The organism is Micromonospora sp. ABR4_055, assembly GCF_056160425.1.
In genome coordinates, this window is record NZ_JBSWXD010000002.1 from 24,231 (window position 1) to 38,990 (window position 14,760).

Consider the following 14,760-nt stretch of genomic DNA (forward strand, 5'->3'; position numbering starts at 1 on the left):
TTCTAGTGTAAGCTATGGCTTGCGGCCAACGTGACTACCTCCGTGCCGGCCGCGCAAAGACGCAGATCGGAACAACCGGCCGGACGCCCCCGGCGAAGCACCTCACCAGGACAGGAAGGAGCCGCTGATGGCCCGCAGCTACGCCAACACGTCCACATCGATCTGGCGGCCCGGTAGCACCTTCACCAGCCTCACCCCTAACGCCCAGTGGGTGTACTTCATGCTCAGCACCCAGCCGGACATCAGCGCCGCCGGAGCCTTGTCCCTCAACGTCAAAAGGTGGATGGGCCGCGCCCGACAGTGCACCCGCGAGCAGATCGTGAACGGCATCGTCGAGTTGGAAGTGGCAGGCATCGTCGCGTACGACACCGACACCGAGGAGCTACTTGTTTGCCCCTTCGTAGACGACGACCAGGGATACAACAACCGCAAGCGGCGTCCGGTGATTCAGCGCGCTGCCGGCGAGATCGAGTCAGCGAAGTTGCGGAAAGCGCTGGCCGAGGAATTTGCCCGGTTGGGCCTTCCCGTGGAGTGGCTGGGGTTCCCGACGGCCGAACAGTGTTCCCGGACGGACGCCGACGACGGCCGCAGGCAGGCCCACGTGGGCGGGGCCGCACGTCGGGACAACGCGGCCCCATCGCTGCCGCAGGATTCGACGTTTCCGCAGGTCGATAGCCTATCCGATAGCCTATCCCATAGGGCATCCGATGGACTATCCGATGGGCCATCGCTGTTTGACGGGGTTGCGGTATTACCACAACCCGCAACCCACAACCCGCAACCCGCTCCGCCTACGGCGGGGGCGGACCAGCCGCCCACTGCGAAGAAGCCACGACGCGCAACGACACGGACGAAACCCGACCCAGCGACGACCGAGAGTGCACAAACCGTCGTCGCTGCCTACGTGGACGGCGCAAAGGAACGTCAGCGGATCGTCACCCCCGACCTGGTCAAACAGGTAGGTGCCGCAGCGAAACGCATCCTCACCAGCGGCAGCGTTCCGCACGCCAAACTCGTTGACGCCGCCCGCGAAATGGGCCGCAACGGCTGGAAAGACCTGAACATGCAGCTGCTTCGCGGCGGAGACCCGCACCTCAACGCAAGCGGAGAACACCGAAACGGCCAGTTCAACCGCCACCAGCCGTACCTCGACCCCGAAGACTTGTCCCTCTACGACAGGCCACTGTGATGAACCTTCACCAGACCGCCCGCAGCATCCTCGCCCGCCGAGGACTGGCCGTCGATGACCTGCCCGCCCCCCAGCCGTTCAACCCCGGCCAGTTCCTCGCCGAACGCGCCCAGGAGGCCCTGAGCATGGTCATCCCGCCCAGGTTCGCCGACGCTGAACCCGACCACCCCCAAGTCCGGGAATGGGTCCGCCTGTTCACCGCCGCACCGGCCGCCGCGCCGTCGCTGCTTCTCCTCGGCCCGGTCGGTACCGGCAAAACCCACCAGGCGTACGGGGCACTCAAACAGGCTGTCCTTGCCGCCTGCGCCCAGTCGACACGGATCACCTGGGCTGTTACCAGCCACCCCGACTTCAACGCCGACATGCGGCCAGCCGCCAACGACACCCACCTGTCGCTGTTCGCCCACTACACCAGCGTTGACCTGCTCATGTTCGACGACCTTGGGGCAGGCAAAGCTACCGACTGGACCGCCGACACCCTGTATCGGCTGGTCGACCACCGGTGGGCCAACCAGAAACCAATGATCGTCACAACGAATCTTGCTCCGCCGCTGCTGCGGTCCACCGTCGGCGACCGGGTGGTGTCACGGCTCGCGGACGGCACCCGCGTGGACTTGCAGGGCCACGACCGGCGGAGGGACGGCAGCCGATGACCGCCACCATCAACGAACCCGCCGCGCAGGTGTCCGACGACAGCACCCCGCTGTGGGACCTTGGGGCGGAACGCCACGTCCTCGGGGCGATGATGCTCGACCGGTCGGTCATCGCCGAAGTGCAGGAACGGGTCAGCGACGCGAAGGTGTTCTACCGGCCGGCGCACGCCCGGATCTTCGACACGATCGTCGCGTTGCACGATGCCGGGCGGCCTACCGACCCGGTTGCGGTTGCCGCCGAGCTCGCCGAATCCGACGCGGGCAGCACTCTGCGCCGGGTCGGTGGCGTCCCGTACCTGCACACGCTGCAGTCGGAAGTGCCGGTCGCAGCGCAGGGCACCTACTACGCGGCGATCGTTGCCGACCGGGCTGTGCTGCGGAACCTGTACGAGGCTGCCGGGAAGATCCGGGAGACGATCATCGCCGGTGGTGGTGGTTCCAGCGCCGAGATGGTGGAACGCGCCCGGACGATGATCGCCGATCTTGCTGGCCGTGTTGCTGCCGCCGACGGGCCGGTGCGGTGGCGGGACCTGATCAGACCTGGGCTGGATCGGGCAGAAGAGATCGAGAAGCAGCCCGCCGACGCCTCATCCGGGATCCCAACCGGCTTCCCGGATCTTGACAAGGTCATGCATGGGTTGCAGACCGGCCGCGTGTACGTCATCGCAGGCGAGTCAGGGTCCGGGAAGTCGACTCTGGCCCAGGATTTCATTCGGTCGGCTGCGTTCCAGCATCAGCAGGGCTGCCTCGTGTTCAACATGGAGATGTCCGCGAACGAACTGTTCAACCGCACGGTGTGCGCCCACGCATCCGTCGACCACAGCCGGCTGACGTCGGGCACCATGACCGAGAACGACTGGTTCGCGATCGCCCGTGTCTGCGGTGAAACCGAAGACGCCCCGCTGTGGATCGACGACACCCCGAACCTGTCGGTCGCCGACATCCGGGTACGGGCACATAAACGGAAGCAGCAGGACGACATCAAGGTCGTTGTCGTCGACCTGATCGGTCTGGTGCGGCCTGGCCCGGAACCGCTTCGTGAACAGCAAGTCGCGGCGATCTCCCGCAGCCTGAAGGTGATGGCGAAGGAACTCGACGTCGCCGTCGTGATCGTTGCCCAGATCAACCGTGGACCGCAGCAACGCTCCGACAAGCGCCCGAACATCCACGACCTGCGCGAGTCGGCCCAGATTGGCCACGACGCAGACGCGGTGATCTTCGTCTTCCGGCCGGAGAAGCACGACCAGACGCAGCGCCGAGGCGAAGCCGACCTGATCATCGGCAAAAACCGGTTCGGCCCAGCCGACATAGATGTCGTGGTCTGCGCCCAACTGCACCTGTCCCGCTTCGTTTCCATGGCCATCCCCGCCTGAAAGGACCCCATCCGATGAGACTTACCCCCACCGCAACCAGCATCCCCGGCCGCATCGACTGGAAGTGCGACACCTGTTCCACCCTCACTACCACCGGCGCCCTGCACATCGACCTGCGGGAGGTCCAGGCCGCCCAGCGGCGCATCAAGGCGTGGGAGAACCGCGAGCGGGATGTAGATGCTCGCGCGGTCGACATCCGTGAGCTGCTGCTGATGCCTTCTGTGGCCCGGTGGAGGGTGGAGTGCAGCACCTGCGTCCACCGGTGTGTCGGCTGCTACAGCATCGACTTGCGGCGGTGCCAGTCGGCGTTCGCGCTGATTCGCTGGACGGCGCACCTGCACGACAAGCGGTGGCTGCCTGCGACGGACTGGATCCGGTTCATTCATCGGGTGGCTCGGGAGTCTGGTTCGCCGTCTGAGACGACGGGGGTGTGGTGACCGTGCTGGCTTGTCGTAGGTGGCATGCGACCGCGTTCTTCATCTGCCACGGCTGGACAGTCGAGCTCTCCCCGGACGGCACTCGCACAGCCACCCGCGCCGACGGCCTGACGCTGCCGATCGGCCGCCCCTGCCGGCACCCGGCCGACGAATGCCCACCCCACCACACGACCACCCGACAGGAGGTGCCGGCGTGAGCGTCCAAGCCAACAGCTACCGCAACGTCGCCGACGTCCTCGACCAGCTGCCCCGGCTGGTCGCCGACACCCGACGCATCTACAACCTGTCGGAGCGGCAGGCCGCCGCCCAGATCGGAATCTCGCAGCCGCAGCTGCACGCGTTCGAAACCCAGTCTCGGGACTGGCGGGGGTCGACAGTGCGTGCGGTGTTGGCGTGGCTGGACGACATATATCCGTCTGATGTTCGGGTCCAGCCGCCGGCGGTGGCCGCGTGACGGGGCGGGTTTTGTCGCTGGACGACGCCCGACGCCGGCAGCCGACTGGCCCTGCGCGTCCGGTCAAGCCGCTGCTGCAGTGCGCGTACGGCTGCGCCGGCCCGGCCCGCCTGTACCCGTGCGGTCCCCGCTGCGAACAGCACACACCGGCACGTGAGGCGGGACGGCCCGAACCCGACCAACTCGCTATGCCTGCGCCAGGCCCGGCCAGCCCGGAACCCGCGAAGGAGAAAGCAGCGTGACCGACGCCCCTGTCGCCTTGGACCTGCTGCGCCGGCAGATCGCCGGACTGCTGTCCCAAATCGACTGGCGCGACTACCCATCCCCGGATGGAGGTACCCCGGCATGACCGGCCCGACGTACAGCGCCCTGCACGCCTACAACCGAACCGTCGCCGGGCTACTCGCCGACCCCGAAGTAACCGGCGACCTACTCCTCATCGGCATGTGGCTCGCACGAGCCACAATCCTGCGGCAGCCCGAACCCGGCAACGACGGCTGGACCCTTGACGGCATCGCCCGCGACCTGTTCCCGCTCTTCACCACCGCCCGCCACATCGGCATGGGAATGGACACGCCGCCGGTAACCGGACCCGACCACCGGCGCGTACGCCGCGCGCTCCAAGCCGATATCCGCCGCTACGACATCGGCGCCGACCACCCCGGTAGGAAAGGACTCTGGTCAACCTGTCTGGCCGCCAGCCCACGCAAACCGCACTGCGGAAAAACCGCCGCCATCGCATCAGTCCTCACCAACCCGGCGACCGGCCGGCGACGCCCACACGCGGCATGTCCCCGCCACCACGACTGGTACAAGCAGGAGCTCGCAGCCAACCGGGAAGCCTGTGCAGCTGCTGACGTCCCCCGTCCGCCCGCAAACGTCGGCGGACGGCTTGTCCGGCACATCACCGAACTGGACTGGCCCACCGTATGGCAGACCCTCGACCCGCAGTGGACGCCACCGCCGGAGGTCGACACCTGGCGTCGGCCGACGTTGACGCTGACCATCACCCCACCGCAGGTACTTGCCGACCACCCGGTCCCAGCCGGCCGGGCGCGGCCCCGTTTCACCGTCATCCCCGGCTTCGCCGAGCAAACCCCAGCCCTGACCTGAAGGACCCGATTGTGAACCTTGACCTGTTCAACACCGCCAACACCATCGCCCCGGAACCTGACCGCGACGGCACCCCCACCCAGTGGGCTGTCCACCACGCCGCCCGAGCGCTGGCCGCCTTCGCCACGTTCCGCCGGGAAACCGAGGATCTGCCGCCTAACCCGCAGCCCGGTTCCCGCCCGGACATCGGCCTGCTGATGCTGACCGCAACCTCCGGTCTGGCCGCCGCTGTCGCTCTCACCAACAGCTCTGCCTCCGCGCCGGCCCTGATCTGGGACCTCACCCCCGAAGCCGGCGCCCTCAACGGCGAAGGCGAGGAGTGGCTGACGGATCTGCTCGCCTGCCACGGCATCAACCCGGCCGCCGTCTACCCGTACCTCAACCCAGCCGACTTCCCCGGCACGACCGCAACCCCGACCACCGACGAGGAGAGAAACCGATGACCACCCTGAACACCGGCAACAGCATCGCCGACCGCCTCGCCCCCTACCCGCGCGACGAGGACAACGCCCGCGACCGGATCGCCCGGCACTACACGGTCAACGCGTACGTCAGCTACATCCAGGCAATGGAAGTAGCCGACAACACGATGAACGGCTCCGGAACCATGCGCGAACTCGTCAAAGCGTCCAGGGCCTACTTCGACGCTTTCTCTCTGGCCTACGCATTCCGGGCTACCGCCAGCATGGACGAGGTAGCGGAGTATCTGGTGTGGGCACAAGAAGAGGACAGCGAGCTGATCCACGACGTTCTGGTCAGGTGGCTGAAGGCCGACGGCATCGACCCGGAAACGGTGATCAAGGCCGTCCGCGCCGAGTCCGGTAACCCGGCCGCCGCCACGGCGGGAGCCGACCGGTGACCGACCAGCCCATCCACGAAATCACCATCCGCCGAATGCACCGCCCCACCCCAGGTGTGTTCACCCCCGGCGACATCATCGCCCAGGTCCTCACCACCCGCCCGCTGGACGAGGCGCACACCGAACTCCGGCACGCCCTGGCCGACCGAGAGGACAACGCCATGACCGACCAGAACCGCCCCGACCCCGATGGCGCCGGCGCCAAGCTCTACCAGGTCGAGACCGAACGCGACAACGCCCGCTACCAGTTGGATTTGGCCCGCGCTGAACTTGCCCAGTGGGAGGCGAACTACGGGGCGAACGCACTCCCGAATGCCAGCCGGATTCTCGCCGAGCGGGCCAAACTCGCCGTCGCGCTGCGCGAAGTGCTGACTGCGTTCCCGAAACAGCTGCCCGGCGGGAACGTCCGATCCCACATGGTCGCGTCGTCGCACATCGCCCGCTGGCGGGAAGTGCTCGACTCCACGGAGGCCGCCCAGTGAACACCGACGACATCCGGCCGGCCTACGCCGATCCCGACTACCGCGAATGCCACGACCCCGCTGAGCAGGAGCCGGCCGCCGCGCACTGGGACCTTGCGTTCGGCTGCGCCCTGTCCGTCGGACCGCTCGACGACGGCGGACCGCTCCGGGTGACGATCTCCATGTCCGACCGGGAGGCCGCCGCCGGACTGTGTGTCCGAAAGGTAACCGCCGAGCAGGTGCGCGCCTTCGCTGCGATGCTGCTACGGGTCGCCGACGAGGAGGGCAACCAGTGACGGCCGCCGAGCACGTCAACCAGCACGGCGTGCGGGTGACCGCCATCCAGCTCACCCGCGCCACTCTGCCCGACGTGTTCGAGTGGGCACCCGGCAAAGCCTTCTGGGACCCCAACCCGAACGGCGAAGGTCTCCACATCAGCGGCTACACCGTCTTCACCCCGGACGGACGGCACAAGGCCGAGTTCGACGACTGGATCGTCCGCGACCAAGCCGACCGGTTCCACGTCTACACGCCGGCCGAGTTCGCCGACTACCGGCCGACCCGCAGCGCACATCGGGCAGGACGGCAGGGGTAGACGTGGCGACCTGCGACGTGTGCACCCTGCCGCAATCCCGCTACCAAGGCGACGGCATCGGCAGCTGCGACTGCCCCCGCTGCGACCAGTGCGGGCAGTCGGTGCACTCCCAGTTCTGCGACTGCGACACCGACCACGACGAGTTCTGCGACTGCTGGACCTGCCAGGACGAGCCGTGAACCGGTTCGCCCGCCCACCACGAACGGAGACCACCCATGCCTGACACCACAACCATCAGCCTCATCGACATAGCAGCTCAGGCCCGCGCCCTGTACGGCCCGGAGAAGGCCAAGGCCATCAACCCGGACCTACCCGCCGAGGACTGGCGGTTCGAGGTACGCCTGCCGTCCGGCGCCGAGGTCACATTCAACGCAGACGCGACCGCCCAGCACGTCGCTGCCTATCTACAGCGGGAAGGCGTTCTCGCCGGGGAGGCGACGCGATGACCCGGCCTACCACGACGCTGCCTGCCGGCATCGTCCAGCAGCCCACCGAATGCTGGGAGCTGCTGTACCTCGACCGGAACGGCATGCCGTGGGACGACGGGGAACACTCCCCCCACTTCGCCACCGAAGCCGACGCCAACCAGTTCATCGAAGCCAACGACGCACTCCACGACGTCGTCACCGCCTGCCCCCGCGACGAAGGCTGCTGGACCGCGATCGCCGCCTGCGGACGGCAGATCGACGGCGGCCGGATCGAATGGCCGACCGCAGCGGTCGCCCTGTCGGAGGTGCTGGACTGCGGCTGGCGGGTCATCGGCGGCACCCTGCACTGCGACGACTGCCCCACCTGCAACCTTGCCGACCTCCGAGCAGAGGAGACCACCCGATGACCGAGCCGACCGACGCCCAGGACGACACCATCACCATCACCTTCACGGTCGCCAACGGCAACTCGGGCCGGGCCTGGGCGATCTGCCGTCGCGACTACCCGCGCGAGCAGTGGAACGCCATGACCCCCGAACAACGACACCGGGACGCCGTCGCCGCATTCGACGTCAACGGCGTCCTCCTGTACGGCTGGGACGAGGACTGACTATGACCGATTTGAGCGAAGGCATCGTCACCCGCCTCCTGGTGGAAGTCACCTGGGCCGGCAACTACTACCGGCCGAACGAGCGGGCCGAACTGGTCGAAGACTGGATCGCCCACGCGCTCGAAGACCGGCCCGGCACCTCCACGACCCGAATCACGGACCTCGACCTGCGGCAGCCCGCAGACTCGTTCGACCAAACCCCGGAGCAAACCCTTGCGGCCAGCCGCGCCCACGCAGCGGCCGTCCGAAGGCTGCTGGACGCAGCCGTCGACGCGGCGCTACCGCTCGCTGGCGGCAACGTCCGGCTGGCGCTCACCAACCTCCGGCGGGCGCTCGACCACATCCCGTCCAGCGGCACCACCACGGAGGAGACCCCACGGTGACCGACACAATCCAGCCAACCCTCGACGCCACCAACCCGGCCGTCACCGCCGCGATCCAAGCCGAAACCATCGCTGACCTTCAACGGCAACTGGCCGACGCCCAGAAGATCATCGACGCAGCAACCCTCGGCGAAGGCTACAAAGCGTGCATCGAACGCGACTGCGACCACTTCATCACCGACGAAGCCTGGAATCGCGGCGAGTACTGCCCCGAGGTGAAAACCCGGCCGGTCACCGCAGCCGAACTCCTTGAGGCACGGGAAGCCCTAGCGGAAACCAAGGCCGAACTTGCGGCACGCGAAGCCGACTGGGCCGCACCCTCCGAAGCAGGCAACGCCCGCAGGCAACTCCTCGCCGGCCTGTCAGCCGAACTCGTGGACGTCGACCACGCGGCCGGGCTCCTCGCCCTCGTGAAGGCAGCCCTCGACCGCATCCGTAAGGGCCGCGAGGACCTGGAGGGATTCAACGCCGACTGGAAGACCATCCGGGCGCACCTGACCCATCAACGTGACAAAGCCATCGCCGAACGAGACGAACGGCTAACGCTGGAAGAGTCCAGCCGCCTCGCCCAACTGGTCGACGAGGCCCGCGCAGACCGCGACCGGGCCCAGGAAGCGGCCACCATCTTGGCCACAGCGCTTAACAATCTGTGCGCTCGCGTTACCCGTGACCTCGACCCCGACAGCGACGCCATCTACGGCATGGCACCAACCGCCCAACACCGGCACCTGGCCGACCTCGCCGCGTACGCCTCAACGCAGAGCGAAGCCCTAGACAAGCCGGAAGTCAAAGCGCTCACCTTCCCGTCAGGAGGAAGCGATGCCTGACCTCAACCCCAAAACGGTGCTTGACCTGCCCCTACCCCACAACGAACCCGGTGCCGCAACGATCCGCGATTACCTGATCGAACTCCTCGCCACCCTCTGGCACGAAGGTGAAGGGTTCAGCGGCAAGAGGCCGTTCGGAGACTCCGGATGGCAGTACGACCTGTACCCGCCGCTGATCAAAGCCGGGCTGGTCAACGGCGCGCTCGACGAGGACGGCTACATCGAGCAGATCGACAAAGCCGTCGCTCACCGGCTGATCGCAGACGCCATACGCTCGTTGGCAGGAGGCGGCCCTCAGTGACCCCCGCAGAGCAGTGTGCCGCAGCCGAATCGCTCATCCGCGAGATGGCCGCCGACGTCGAAACCATGTCCATCCGCGAACACCTCGCCGAACAAGACCAGCCCTACGACAAGCAGGACGTGGCCGCGATCCGCCGGCTGATCGACGGTGCCCTCGTCGTAGTGGCCTGGCCGGGCGAACCTCACCAGGTCGACATCCGCGCCGACGGCTGGACCCTGCAGCACCCGCTGTACTGCCGGGCAGCCGGAACCCTGTTCACCTGCCCCACCAACCAAGCCGCGACCGCGCTCACCATTGCGCCGGCCGCACCGGGCAGGTACCGCTGCTACGCCGACGAGACCGGCCGGCTGGTGCTGGTCGGCGGCCCGATCGGAGACACCAATGTCTGACGACCTGCAAGATCCGGCGGAATGGATCGCCGAAGGCTGGTGCAAGTCGAAGATCCACGACGCCGCCGTCCAGACCGTCAACGAGATCGCCCAGGCGTTCAACACCACCGCCGGCAAGCCTGAGGACGCCTACGCCCTTTTCCGGATGGTGACCGACGTCCTCCACTCCAACCGGTCCCTCCTCGCCCAGGTCACCGCCGCCCACGAGGACCTTGCTGCCTGCCTGCACGACCACGGCGTCGAAGTCACCCACCTCCCTGGACTCGGGCAGGTCGTTGACCGGGCCGTCAACCGCATCAAGACCGACGCACAGATCGTCCGGCAACTCGACCACGACCGAAACAAGGCCACCCGGCAACGCGACAAAGCGCGCGACGACGCCAGCGATCTCCGAGACGAAGCCGAACGAGCCAACACCCTCACCGCCCGGCTTGTCGAGCGCACCACCGAGCGAGACAGATGGAAGCAGCGGGCGGCCCGGCTCGCCGAAACCCTCGAAGAAGTCCTCAACGGATTCGGCCGCGTCAACGGCGCGGACAGCACCGGATGCATGCGCGGCTCAGTCCCACAAGCCACCGTCGACCGCTGGCGGAAGGTACTCGCCGCCCACGGTAACCCGGCAACCCCGGCCCGCTGCCACTCCTGCGACCACCTGTGGGACCACCACCGCGCCGCAGGCTGCTGGTACACCGTCACGGCTGGCAGCCCCGGCCAGAACCTGACCTGCCCCTGCGCTGCCGTCAACCCGGCGAACAGTGAAACGGCAGTCCCCGCCGTGTCACACAACCGGCCGGACAGTGCCACCGCCCTAGCCGCCAACGCCCACCGCCACCTCAACCCCGACCGGAGCCTCGATGGAGACTGAAGCCGAACGCCTGCAGCACGCCGAAGACGACGCTCGCTTCGACCGCGGCGAACGCCGACACGCGGCCGTCATGCGCATTCTCATGCCGTTCGTCTACGTCGTCGGCGGCATGTACCTGGCAGTCCTGCTGTTCGGGGCAGGCTGCCGGTGACTCAGGACCGCCGACCGTACTGCCCCCGCTGCGTCAACCGCATCGACCGCATGCAGCACAGCCACGGCCTGTACGCCGTCTACCCCTGCCAGCATTGGCTGCCGCCGGCCGAAGCCGAACACATCCGTGACCGGCAGCACGCCACCCACGGCACGGCATAGCCCGATGGACGACGCGCTGCTGCCCCACCCCGACGCGCCGAGGCGCTGCCGGTGCGGACGCCCGGTGCTGAAAGGCCGCCTGACCGCCGGCTGGGGCAGCAGCTGCGCACGCAAACACGGCCACACCCCACCGGCACAACCCCGCCGGCCGGCACCGCCCAGACCACACCCGGTACCCGCAGCAAACCCCAACCAGCCCAGCCTGCTCGACGACATCCCCGAAAGGCCGCGCACTCCTGCGGCCCAACCCGGCACGCTGGCTCCGCTAAGCGCCGCCCAACCCGAGAACCGCCGCCGCTACGCCGATACCGTAGCCCGAATCGCAGGCAGGAGACGACCATGACCCTGAGATGGCCGACCGGCCCGTCCGGCGAAACACTGCCCCGGCACCGGCGCGGTCGCCGTATTCGGCACCCAACACGGCCTCCGATTCGCGGTCGTCTTCACCCCAGATGAGGCGGCCGTACTCGGAGCGAGACTCGCCGAACAAGCCCAGCACGCGAAGGAGAAGGCACGCAATGAGCCTGCTTGACCGAATCGACGCCGCCATCGACGGGCTTTGCGGCAACTGCCAGCAGCCCATCCCGGACAGCAGCCCGTCCGCCTACTTCTGCGGACCGGACTGCCAACACGCCTGGGACAGCCAACAGGCCACCAACGTCGCCGAGGTAGCGAACCAGCCGGACAGCGCCTACCCCCCGCTGGGGCCGATGCGGTGGAGGCCGGATCTGGTCACCGCCGAAGACGACGACAGCGGACTCGAACTCGTCGCCACCAACTACGGACCCACCATCAGCGGCTCTGGCGACACCTACTACACCGGCCGCCACAACGCCCGCCTGTACCGGCGTGCCGGGTGTGACGGGTGGCATCTGCGGCTCGACGACGGCTACCGGTGGGTTGGCTGCGACGTACCCAACAACCACGAGCAGGCATTCACTGAAGCATGGTCGAAGCTGGAACGTGAACTGGGCAACCCGCAGCACACGGAGTCGGTAGACGGCGGTAACCCGCCCAGCCTGGGTATAGTCCGGGCCGTTCTAGTCGGCTCCTTCGGAGGCACTGCGGTCGAGATTGTCCCGTACCAGGGTCGAATGGGCACGTTGGGCGGATACCACAACCCGCACCGCGCAGGACTCCATGCGTCGATGTACTGGCTGGACGAGCCTCCCCGGACGCCGGAGGATCGCGCTGCCATCCGCTCGTTTCTGCAACTGATCGCAGCTGAAACCGGCCTGGTCATACCCGGAACAGGGCAGCCACCCGCCGACAGCGATGACGATCACGAGGAGGCGGCCGAAGACCCGCAGCAGCGGGCGCTGCGGCTCCGCCGGGAACGCAACACCGGCCCCCCGTCGGCACCGCTCGACCCCCGCCGCCGGCACCGCCGGTAAACGGCTGGTGCCGTCCGACCTCCCCGACCGGACGGCACCAGCACCCACACACCCGCCAGCCACGACAGGTGATCACCAACCGCGCACGACACTACCCCCATCCTGCGCAAACCCGGAGATCAACCTGATGGCCGACACCTGCACTCTCTGCCCCGTCTACCGGCCCGACGCCCGCCCCCGACACCCCGAAACACTCGGCTCCCAAACCTGCAACGGCCACCGCACCCGGTTCGTCGCTGAACTCGGCGACTACCCGCGCCTCCACCGGGCGGCGGCGAACCCCGACCACGGCAGCCCAGACAACCGCCGCTACCCCGAACGCGACCGCAAAGGCGACCCAACCGGACGGACACTCCCGGCTGACCCGATCGCTGTCCTCGGCGGAGCCGGACCCGTACCCGGCCAATCCGCGCAACCGCGGGTGTCCGGCAGCCACGACCAGCGGCTACCAATCAACATCGACCAAACGGACCTCACCTCGCCCGCACGCCCACTCGGCCCGATCCGCGACAACATCAACGACCAGACCGGGCTGATCTCCGTAGCCACCCTCCTCGACGGGTGGGCGCGCAGCTGGCGGGCCGAACTGTTCCCCCACACCCACCTACCAGACCCGACAGTCCGCGCACTCGTCCGCTGGATGCTCCACCCGATCCGCATCGACGCCGTCCTGGACAGGTACAGCGCCCTGCCCGATTGCGCCGCCGAACTGCACGACATGTGGCTGACCTTGCGCCACTTCGCCGGGGAAACACCAGCAGCACCCCGCATCCGGTGGGGTGTGCGCTGCCAGGGATGCCGGGCCGTGAACCAGCTGTTCGAGCCGACCCCACCAGGACCGGGTGAACCCCGGCCGGTCGGCGACGACTACATCGAGTGCGGCACCTGCGGGCGGCTGTACACCGACGCCGAATACCGGCAGGCCGTCACCGAAACCCTGCCCGCAGAACAGCAAATCGCCCCGCCCGCAGCACGGCAGCTGCAGGCGGGGCGATGAGAAGCACACGAGAAACGGAAGGCGAGACAGCAGGTAGCCGACGGTTACACAGCGGTGCCGTCGATGACACGGTCCTTCACACCGGACTGCAACGCGGACCGCTGCACACCGGTGCCCTTCAACAGGCCGAAGTAGGCGGCAACGGCGATACCCCAGTTCACGGCGACCGCGTAGCCGACCTCGGCGAAGTTGAACGCCACCGAAGCGTCGACTGCGACCAGCCACGCCTCCGCGACCGCCTTCACCGCAGCCAGGCCGAGAAGGACCATGCCCTTCGTCGTGGTGGACCACGACTGGCGCATCAGCAGCGCCGCCGCGAGCGGAAGCAGCACGGTGAGGATGAGAGACAGGACACCGGGCAGGTTGGGCGCGAACAGATAGGTCGGCAACTCAGGCAGGATGATCGAATCCATCAGAACCCTCCTTGGGGTGGTTGGCAAACAGTCGGAATCAGGCGAACGCATCGGTCGGCACCCGCCGAGATGCCGGACTGAATCAGTCAGCGCTGGGATCAGCCCGGCAGAGGGCAGCCGTACAGGTCCCGCAACTCGGCGATCGTGTCTGCCATCTCCTGCCGCACCGGCTCAGACGGCGGATCTGCCCGGAACCGGTCATCCAACACGATGATCAGCCGGCACAGCCGCTGCTCCGACTGGTGCACCGCGTCCCGGGCTACCTGCTCGGCAAGCTGCGCACGCTGCTCCGCGCGTGCCGAAACGACAACGAAAGCCGTCGCCGTCGCGATCAGCGACACCGCGACGGCGACCGCCGCGTACACCAGTTTCGGCGGGAGTTTGACCCGCACATCCCCGTGTTGTCTGGTCAACGGTCAGCCTCGCCCGACGCAGGTGGCGATCCAGTAGACGGCCCCGACGGTGAAGGCGGCTCCGGAGACTGCGACGGCGGCCCGGTTGTAGGAACGCCGCGCAGCATCGACCACAGGCCGCCGACCGCCGGGCCGCCCAACAACAGAACGTAGACGCCCAGCAGAAGCTCCGACACCTGGCCGGTCCACTGCTGGTAGGCGATCCCCCCGGCGCCGATCGCCAGCATCACCGAATCCCTGACGACCGGCGGCAGCTGCCGCGGCTGCTGGGGTGGTTGGACGAGTGCCACGCAC

At 67.9% G+C, this 14,760-nt stretch carries 25 protein-coding genes; 23 read left to right on the plus strand and 2 right to left on the minus strand.

Annotated elements, in window-relative coordinates:
- The first annotated feature begins 127 nt into the window (after nt 1–127).
- The 23 genes from ACXAHD_RS00915 to ACXAHD_RS01025 all read left to right on the plus strand — a co-directional run bounded on the left by ACXAHD_RS00915 (nt 128) and on the right by ACXAHD_RS01025 (nt 13,640).
- Nucleotides 128–1,189, plus strand: coding sequence for a hypothetical protein (locus ACXAHD_RS00915; protein ID WP_475047698.1), 1,062 nt, complete (start codon nt 128–130; stop codon nt 1,187–1,189).
- A complete protein-coding gene (locus tag ACXAHD_RS00920) occupies nt 1,189–1,842 on the plus strand; it encodes an ATP-binding protein (RefSeq protein WP_475047701.1) in 654 nt (217 codons plus the stop codon). Before ACXAHD_RS00915 ends, ACXAHD_RS00920 begins: the two co-directional genes overlap by 1 nt.
- Nucleotides 1,839–3,215 (plus strand): replicative DNA helicase, encoded by a 1,377-nt coding sequence (locus ACXAHD_RS00925; protein WP_475047704.1) that lies wholly within the window; start codon nt 1,839–1,841, stop codon nt 3,213–3,215. Before ACXAHD_RS00920 ends, ACXAHD_RS00925 begins: the two co-directional genes overlap by 4 nt.
- Nucleotides 3,216–3,229: 14 nt before the next feature.
- Entirely contained in the window at nt 3,230–3,652 is a 423-nt protein-coding gene (locus ACXAHD_RS00930) for a hypothetical protein (protein ID WP_475047706.1), read from the plus strand.
- A gap of 193 nt (nt 3,653–3,845) precedes the next feature.
- Nucleotides 3,846–4,106, plus strand: coding sequence for a hypothetical protein (locus ACXAHD_RS00935; protein WP_475047709.1), 261 nt, complete (start codon nt 3,846–3,848; stop codon nt 4,104–4,106).
- A gap of 345 nt (nt 4,107–4,451) precedes the next feature.
- The gene (locus ACXAHD_RS00940; RefSeq protein WP_475047711.1) at nt 4,452–5,219 is read left to right on the plus strand and encodes a hypothetical protein; all 768 of its coding nucleotides are present in this window, start codon (nt 4,452–4,454) and stop codon (nt 5,217–5,219) included.
- 11 nt (nt 5,220–5,230) lie between these two features.
- On the plus strand, nt 5,231–5,662 hold the full coding sequence (locus tag ACXAHD_RS00945; protein ID WP_475047713.1) for a hypothetical protein: 432 nt from the start codon (nt 5,231–5,233) through the stop codon (nt 5,660–5,662).
- Nucleotides 5,659–6,078 (plus strand): hypothetical protein, encoded by a 420-nt coding sequence (locus ACXAHD_RS00950; RefSeq protein ID WP_475047716.1) that lies wholly within the window; start codon nt 5,659–5,661, stop codon nt 6,076–6,078. The genes ACXAHD_RS00945 and ACXAHD_RS00950 overlap by 4 nt, the downstream gene beginning before the upstream one ends.
- Complete coding sequence (locus ACXAHD_RS00955) at nt 6,075–6,560, plus strand: hypothetical protein (protein WP_475047719.1); 486 nt, start codon at nt 6,075–6,077, stop codon at nt 6,558–6,560. The genes ACXAHD_RS00950 and ACXAHD_RS00955 overlap by 4 nt, the downstream gene beginning before the upstream one ends.
- Nucleotides 6,557–6,835, plus strand: coding sequence for a hypothetical protein (locus ACXAHD_RS00960; RefSeq protein ID WP_475047722.1), 279 nt, complete (start codon nt 6,557–6,559; stop codon nt 6,833–6,835). Before ACXAHD_RS00955 ends, ACXAHD_RS00960 begins: the two co-directional genes overlap by 4 nt.
- Entirely contained in the window at nt 6,832–7,134 is a 303-nt protein-coding gene (locus ACXAHD_RS00965) for a hypothetical protein (protein WP_475047725.1), read from the plus strand. The genes ACXAHD_RS00960 and ACXAHD_RS00965 overlap by 4 nt, the downstream gene beginning before the upstream one ends.
- Nucleotides 7,135–7,136: 2 nt before the next feature.
- A complete protein-coding gene (locus ACXAHD_RS00970; protein WP_475047727.1) occupies nt 7,137–7,313 on the plus strand; it encodes a hypothetical protein in 177 nt (58 codons plus the stop codon).
- Between the two features lie 36 nt (nt 7,314–7,349).
- Nucleotides 7,350–7,580 (plus strand): hypothetical protein, encoded by a 231-nt coding sequence (locus ACXAHD_RS00975; RefSeq protein ID WP_475047729.1) that lies wholly within the window; start codon nt 7,350–7,352, stop codon nt 7,578–7,580.
- On the plus strand, nt 7,577–7,969 hold the full coding sequence (locus tag ACXAHD_RS00980) for a hypothetical protein (protein WP_475047731.1): 393 nt from the start codon (nt 7,577–7,579) through the stop codon (nt 7,967–7,969). The genes ACXAHD_RS00975 and ACXAHD_RS00980 overlap by 4 nt, the downstream gene beginning before the upstream one ends.
- Nucleotides 7,966–8,172, plus strand: coding sequence for a hypothetical protein (locus ACXAHD_RS00985; RefSeq protein ID WP_475047734.1), 207 nt, complete (start codon nt 7,966–7,968; stop codon nt 8,170–8,172). The genes ACXAHD_RS00980 and ACXAHD_RS00985 overlap by 4 nt, the downstream gene beginning before the upstream one ends.
- A gap of 2 nt (nt 8,173–8,174) precedes the next feature.
- A complete protein-coding gene (locus ACXAHD_RS00990; RefSeq protein ID WP_475047736.1) occupies nt 8,175–8,555 on the plus strand; it encodes a hypothetical protein in 381 nt (126 codons plus the stop codon).
- Complete coding sequence (locus tag ACXAHD_RS00995; protein ID WP_475047739.1) at nt 8,552–9,382, plus strand: hypothetical protein; 831 nt, start codon at nt 8,552–8,554, stop codon at nt 9,380–9,382. Before ACXAHD_RS00990 ends, ACXAHD_RS00995 begins: the two co-directional genes overlap by 4 nt.
- Nucleotides 9,375–9,683: a hypothetical protein gene (locus ACXAHD_RS01000; RefSeq protein WP_475047742.1), complete on the plus strand. Its 309-nt coding sequence runs from the start codon at nt 9,375–9,377 to the stop codon at nt 9,681–9,683. The genes ACXAHD_RS00995 and ACXAHD_RS01000 overlap by 8 nt, the downstream gene beginning before the upstream one ends.
- A complete protein-coding gene (locus tag ACXAHD_RS01005; protein WP_475047745.1) occupies nt 9,680–10,072 on the plus strand; it encodes a DUF6085 family protein in 393 nt (130 codons plus the stop codon). The genes ACXAHD_RS01000 and ACXAHD_RS01005 overlap by 4 nt, the downstream gene beginning before the upstream one ends.
- Nucleotides 10,065–10,937, plus strand: coding sequence for a hypothetical protein (locus tag ACXAHD_RS01010; protein ID WP_475047748.1), 873 nt, complete (start codon nt 10,065–10,067; stop codon nt 10,935–10,937). Before ACXAHD_RS01005 ends, ACXAHD_RS01010 begins: the two co-directional genes overlap by 8 nt.
- Nucleotides 10,927–11,088 carry a hypothetical protein gene (locus tag ACXAHD_RS01015; RefSeq protein ID WP_475047751.1) on the plus strand — a complete coding sequence of 54 codons (162 nt, stop codon included), beginning with the start codon at nt 10,927–10,929 and terminating at the stop codon, nt 11,086–11,088. The genes ACXAHD_RS01010 and ACXAHD_RS01015 overlap by 11 nt, the downstream gene beginning before the upstream one ends.
- 679 nt (nt 11,089–11,767) lie before the next feature.
- Nucleotides 11,768–12,643: a hypothetical protein gene (locus ACXAHD_RS01020; RefSeq protein WP_475047754.1), complete on the plus strand. Its 876-nt coding sequence runs from the start codon at nt 11,768–11,770 to the stop codon at nt 12,641–12,643.
- Nucleotides 12,644–12,770: 127 nt separating this feature from the next.
- Complete coding sequence (locus ACXAHD_RS01025; RefSeq protein WP_475047756.1) at nt 12,771–13,640, plus strand: hypothetical protein; 870 nt, start codon at nt 12,771–12,773, stop codon at nt 13,638–13,640.
- Nucleotides 13,641–13,684: 44 nt separating this feature from the next.
- On the opposite strand, the gene ACXAHD_RS01030 is transcribed toward ACXAHD_RS01025, so the two are convergent.
- Entirely contained in the window at nt 13,685–14,053 is a 369-nt protein-coding gene (locus ACXAHD_RS01030) for a hypothetical protein (RefSeq protein ID WP_475047759.1), read from the minus strand.
- A gap of 98 nt (nt 14,054–14,151) precedes the next feature.
- Nucleotides 14,152–14,445: a hypothetical protein gene (locus ACXAHD_RS01035; protein ID WP_475047761.1), complete on the minus strand. Its 294-nt coding sequence runs from the start codon at nt 14,443–14,445 to the stop codon at nt 14,152–14,154.
- Nucleotides 14,446–14,760 lie beyond the last annotated feature (315 nt).

Bases quoted from the DNA above. Each gene is read 5' to 3' on its own strand.
- ACXAHD_RS00915 (WP_475047698.1), top strand. From the start codon at position 128: ATGGCCCGCAGCTACGCCAACACGTCCACATCGATCTGGCGGCCCGGT.
- ACXAHD_RS00920 (WP_475047701.1), top strand. From the start codon at position 1,189: ATGAACCTTCACCAGACCGCCCGCAGCATCCTCGCCCGCCGAGGACTG.
- ACXAHD_RS00925 (WP_475047704.1), top strand. From the start codon at position 1,839: ATGACCGCCACCATCAACGAACCCGCCGCGCAGGTGTCCGACGACAGC.
- ACXAHD_RS00930 (WP_475047706.1), top strand. From the start codon at position 3,230: ATGAGACTTACCCCCACCGCAACCAGCATCCCCGGCCGCATCGACTGG.
- ACXAHD_RS00940 (WP_475047711.1), top strand. From the start codon at position 4,452: ATGACCGGCCCGACGTACAGCGCCCTGCACGCCTACAACCGAACCGTC.
- ACXAHD_RS00950 (WP_475047716.1), top strand. From the start codon at position 5,659: ATGACCACCCTGAACACCGGCAACAGCATCGCCGACCGCCTCGCCCCC.
- ACXAHD_RS00975 (WP_475047729.1), top strand. From the start codon at position 7,350: ATGCCTGACACCACAACCATCAGCCTCATCGACATAGCAGCTCAGGCC.
- ACXAHD_RS00980 (WP_475047731.1), top strand. From the start codon at position 7,577: ATGACCCGGCCTACCACGACGCTGCCTGCCGGCATCGTCCAGCAGCCC.
- ACXAHD_RS00985 (WP_475047734.1), top strand. From the start codon at position 7,966: ATGACCGAGCCGACCGACGCCCAGGACGACACCATCACCATCACCTTC.
- ACXAHD_RS00990 (WP_475047736.1), top strand. From the start codon at position 8,175: ATGACCGATTTGAGCGAAGGCATCGTCACCCGCCTCCTGGTGGAAGTC.
- ACXAHD_RS01000 (WP_475047742.1), top strand. From the start codon at position 9,375: ATGCCTGACCTCAACCCCAAAACGGTGCTTGACCTGCCCCTACCCCAC.
- ACXAHD_RS01010 (WP_475047748.1), top strand. From the start codon at position 10,065: ATGTCTGACGACCTGCAAGATCCGGCGGAATGGATCGCCGAAGGCTGG.
- ACXAHD_RS01015 (WP_475047751.1), top strand. From the start codon at position 10,927: ATGGAGACTGAAGCCGAACGCCTGCAGCACGCCGAAGACGACGCTCGC.
- ACXAHD_RS01020 (WP_475047754.1), top strand. From the start codon at position 11,768: ATGAGCCTGCTTGACCGAATCGACGCCGCCATCGACGGGCTTTGCGGC.
- ACXAHD_RS01025 (WP_475047756.1), top strand. From the start codon at position 12,771: ATGGCCGACACCTGCACTCTCTGCCCCGTCTACCGGCCCGACGCCCGC.
- ACXAHD_RS01030 (WP_475047759.1), bottom strand. From the start codon at position 14,053: ATGGATTCGATCATCCTGCCTGAGTTGCCGACCTATCTGTTCGCGCCC.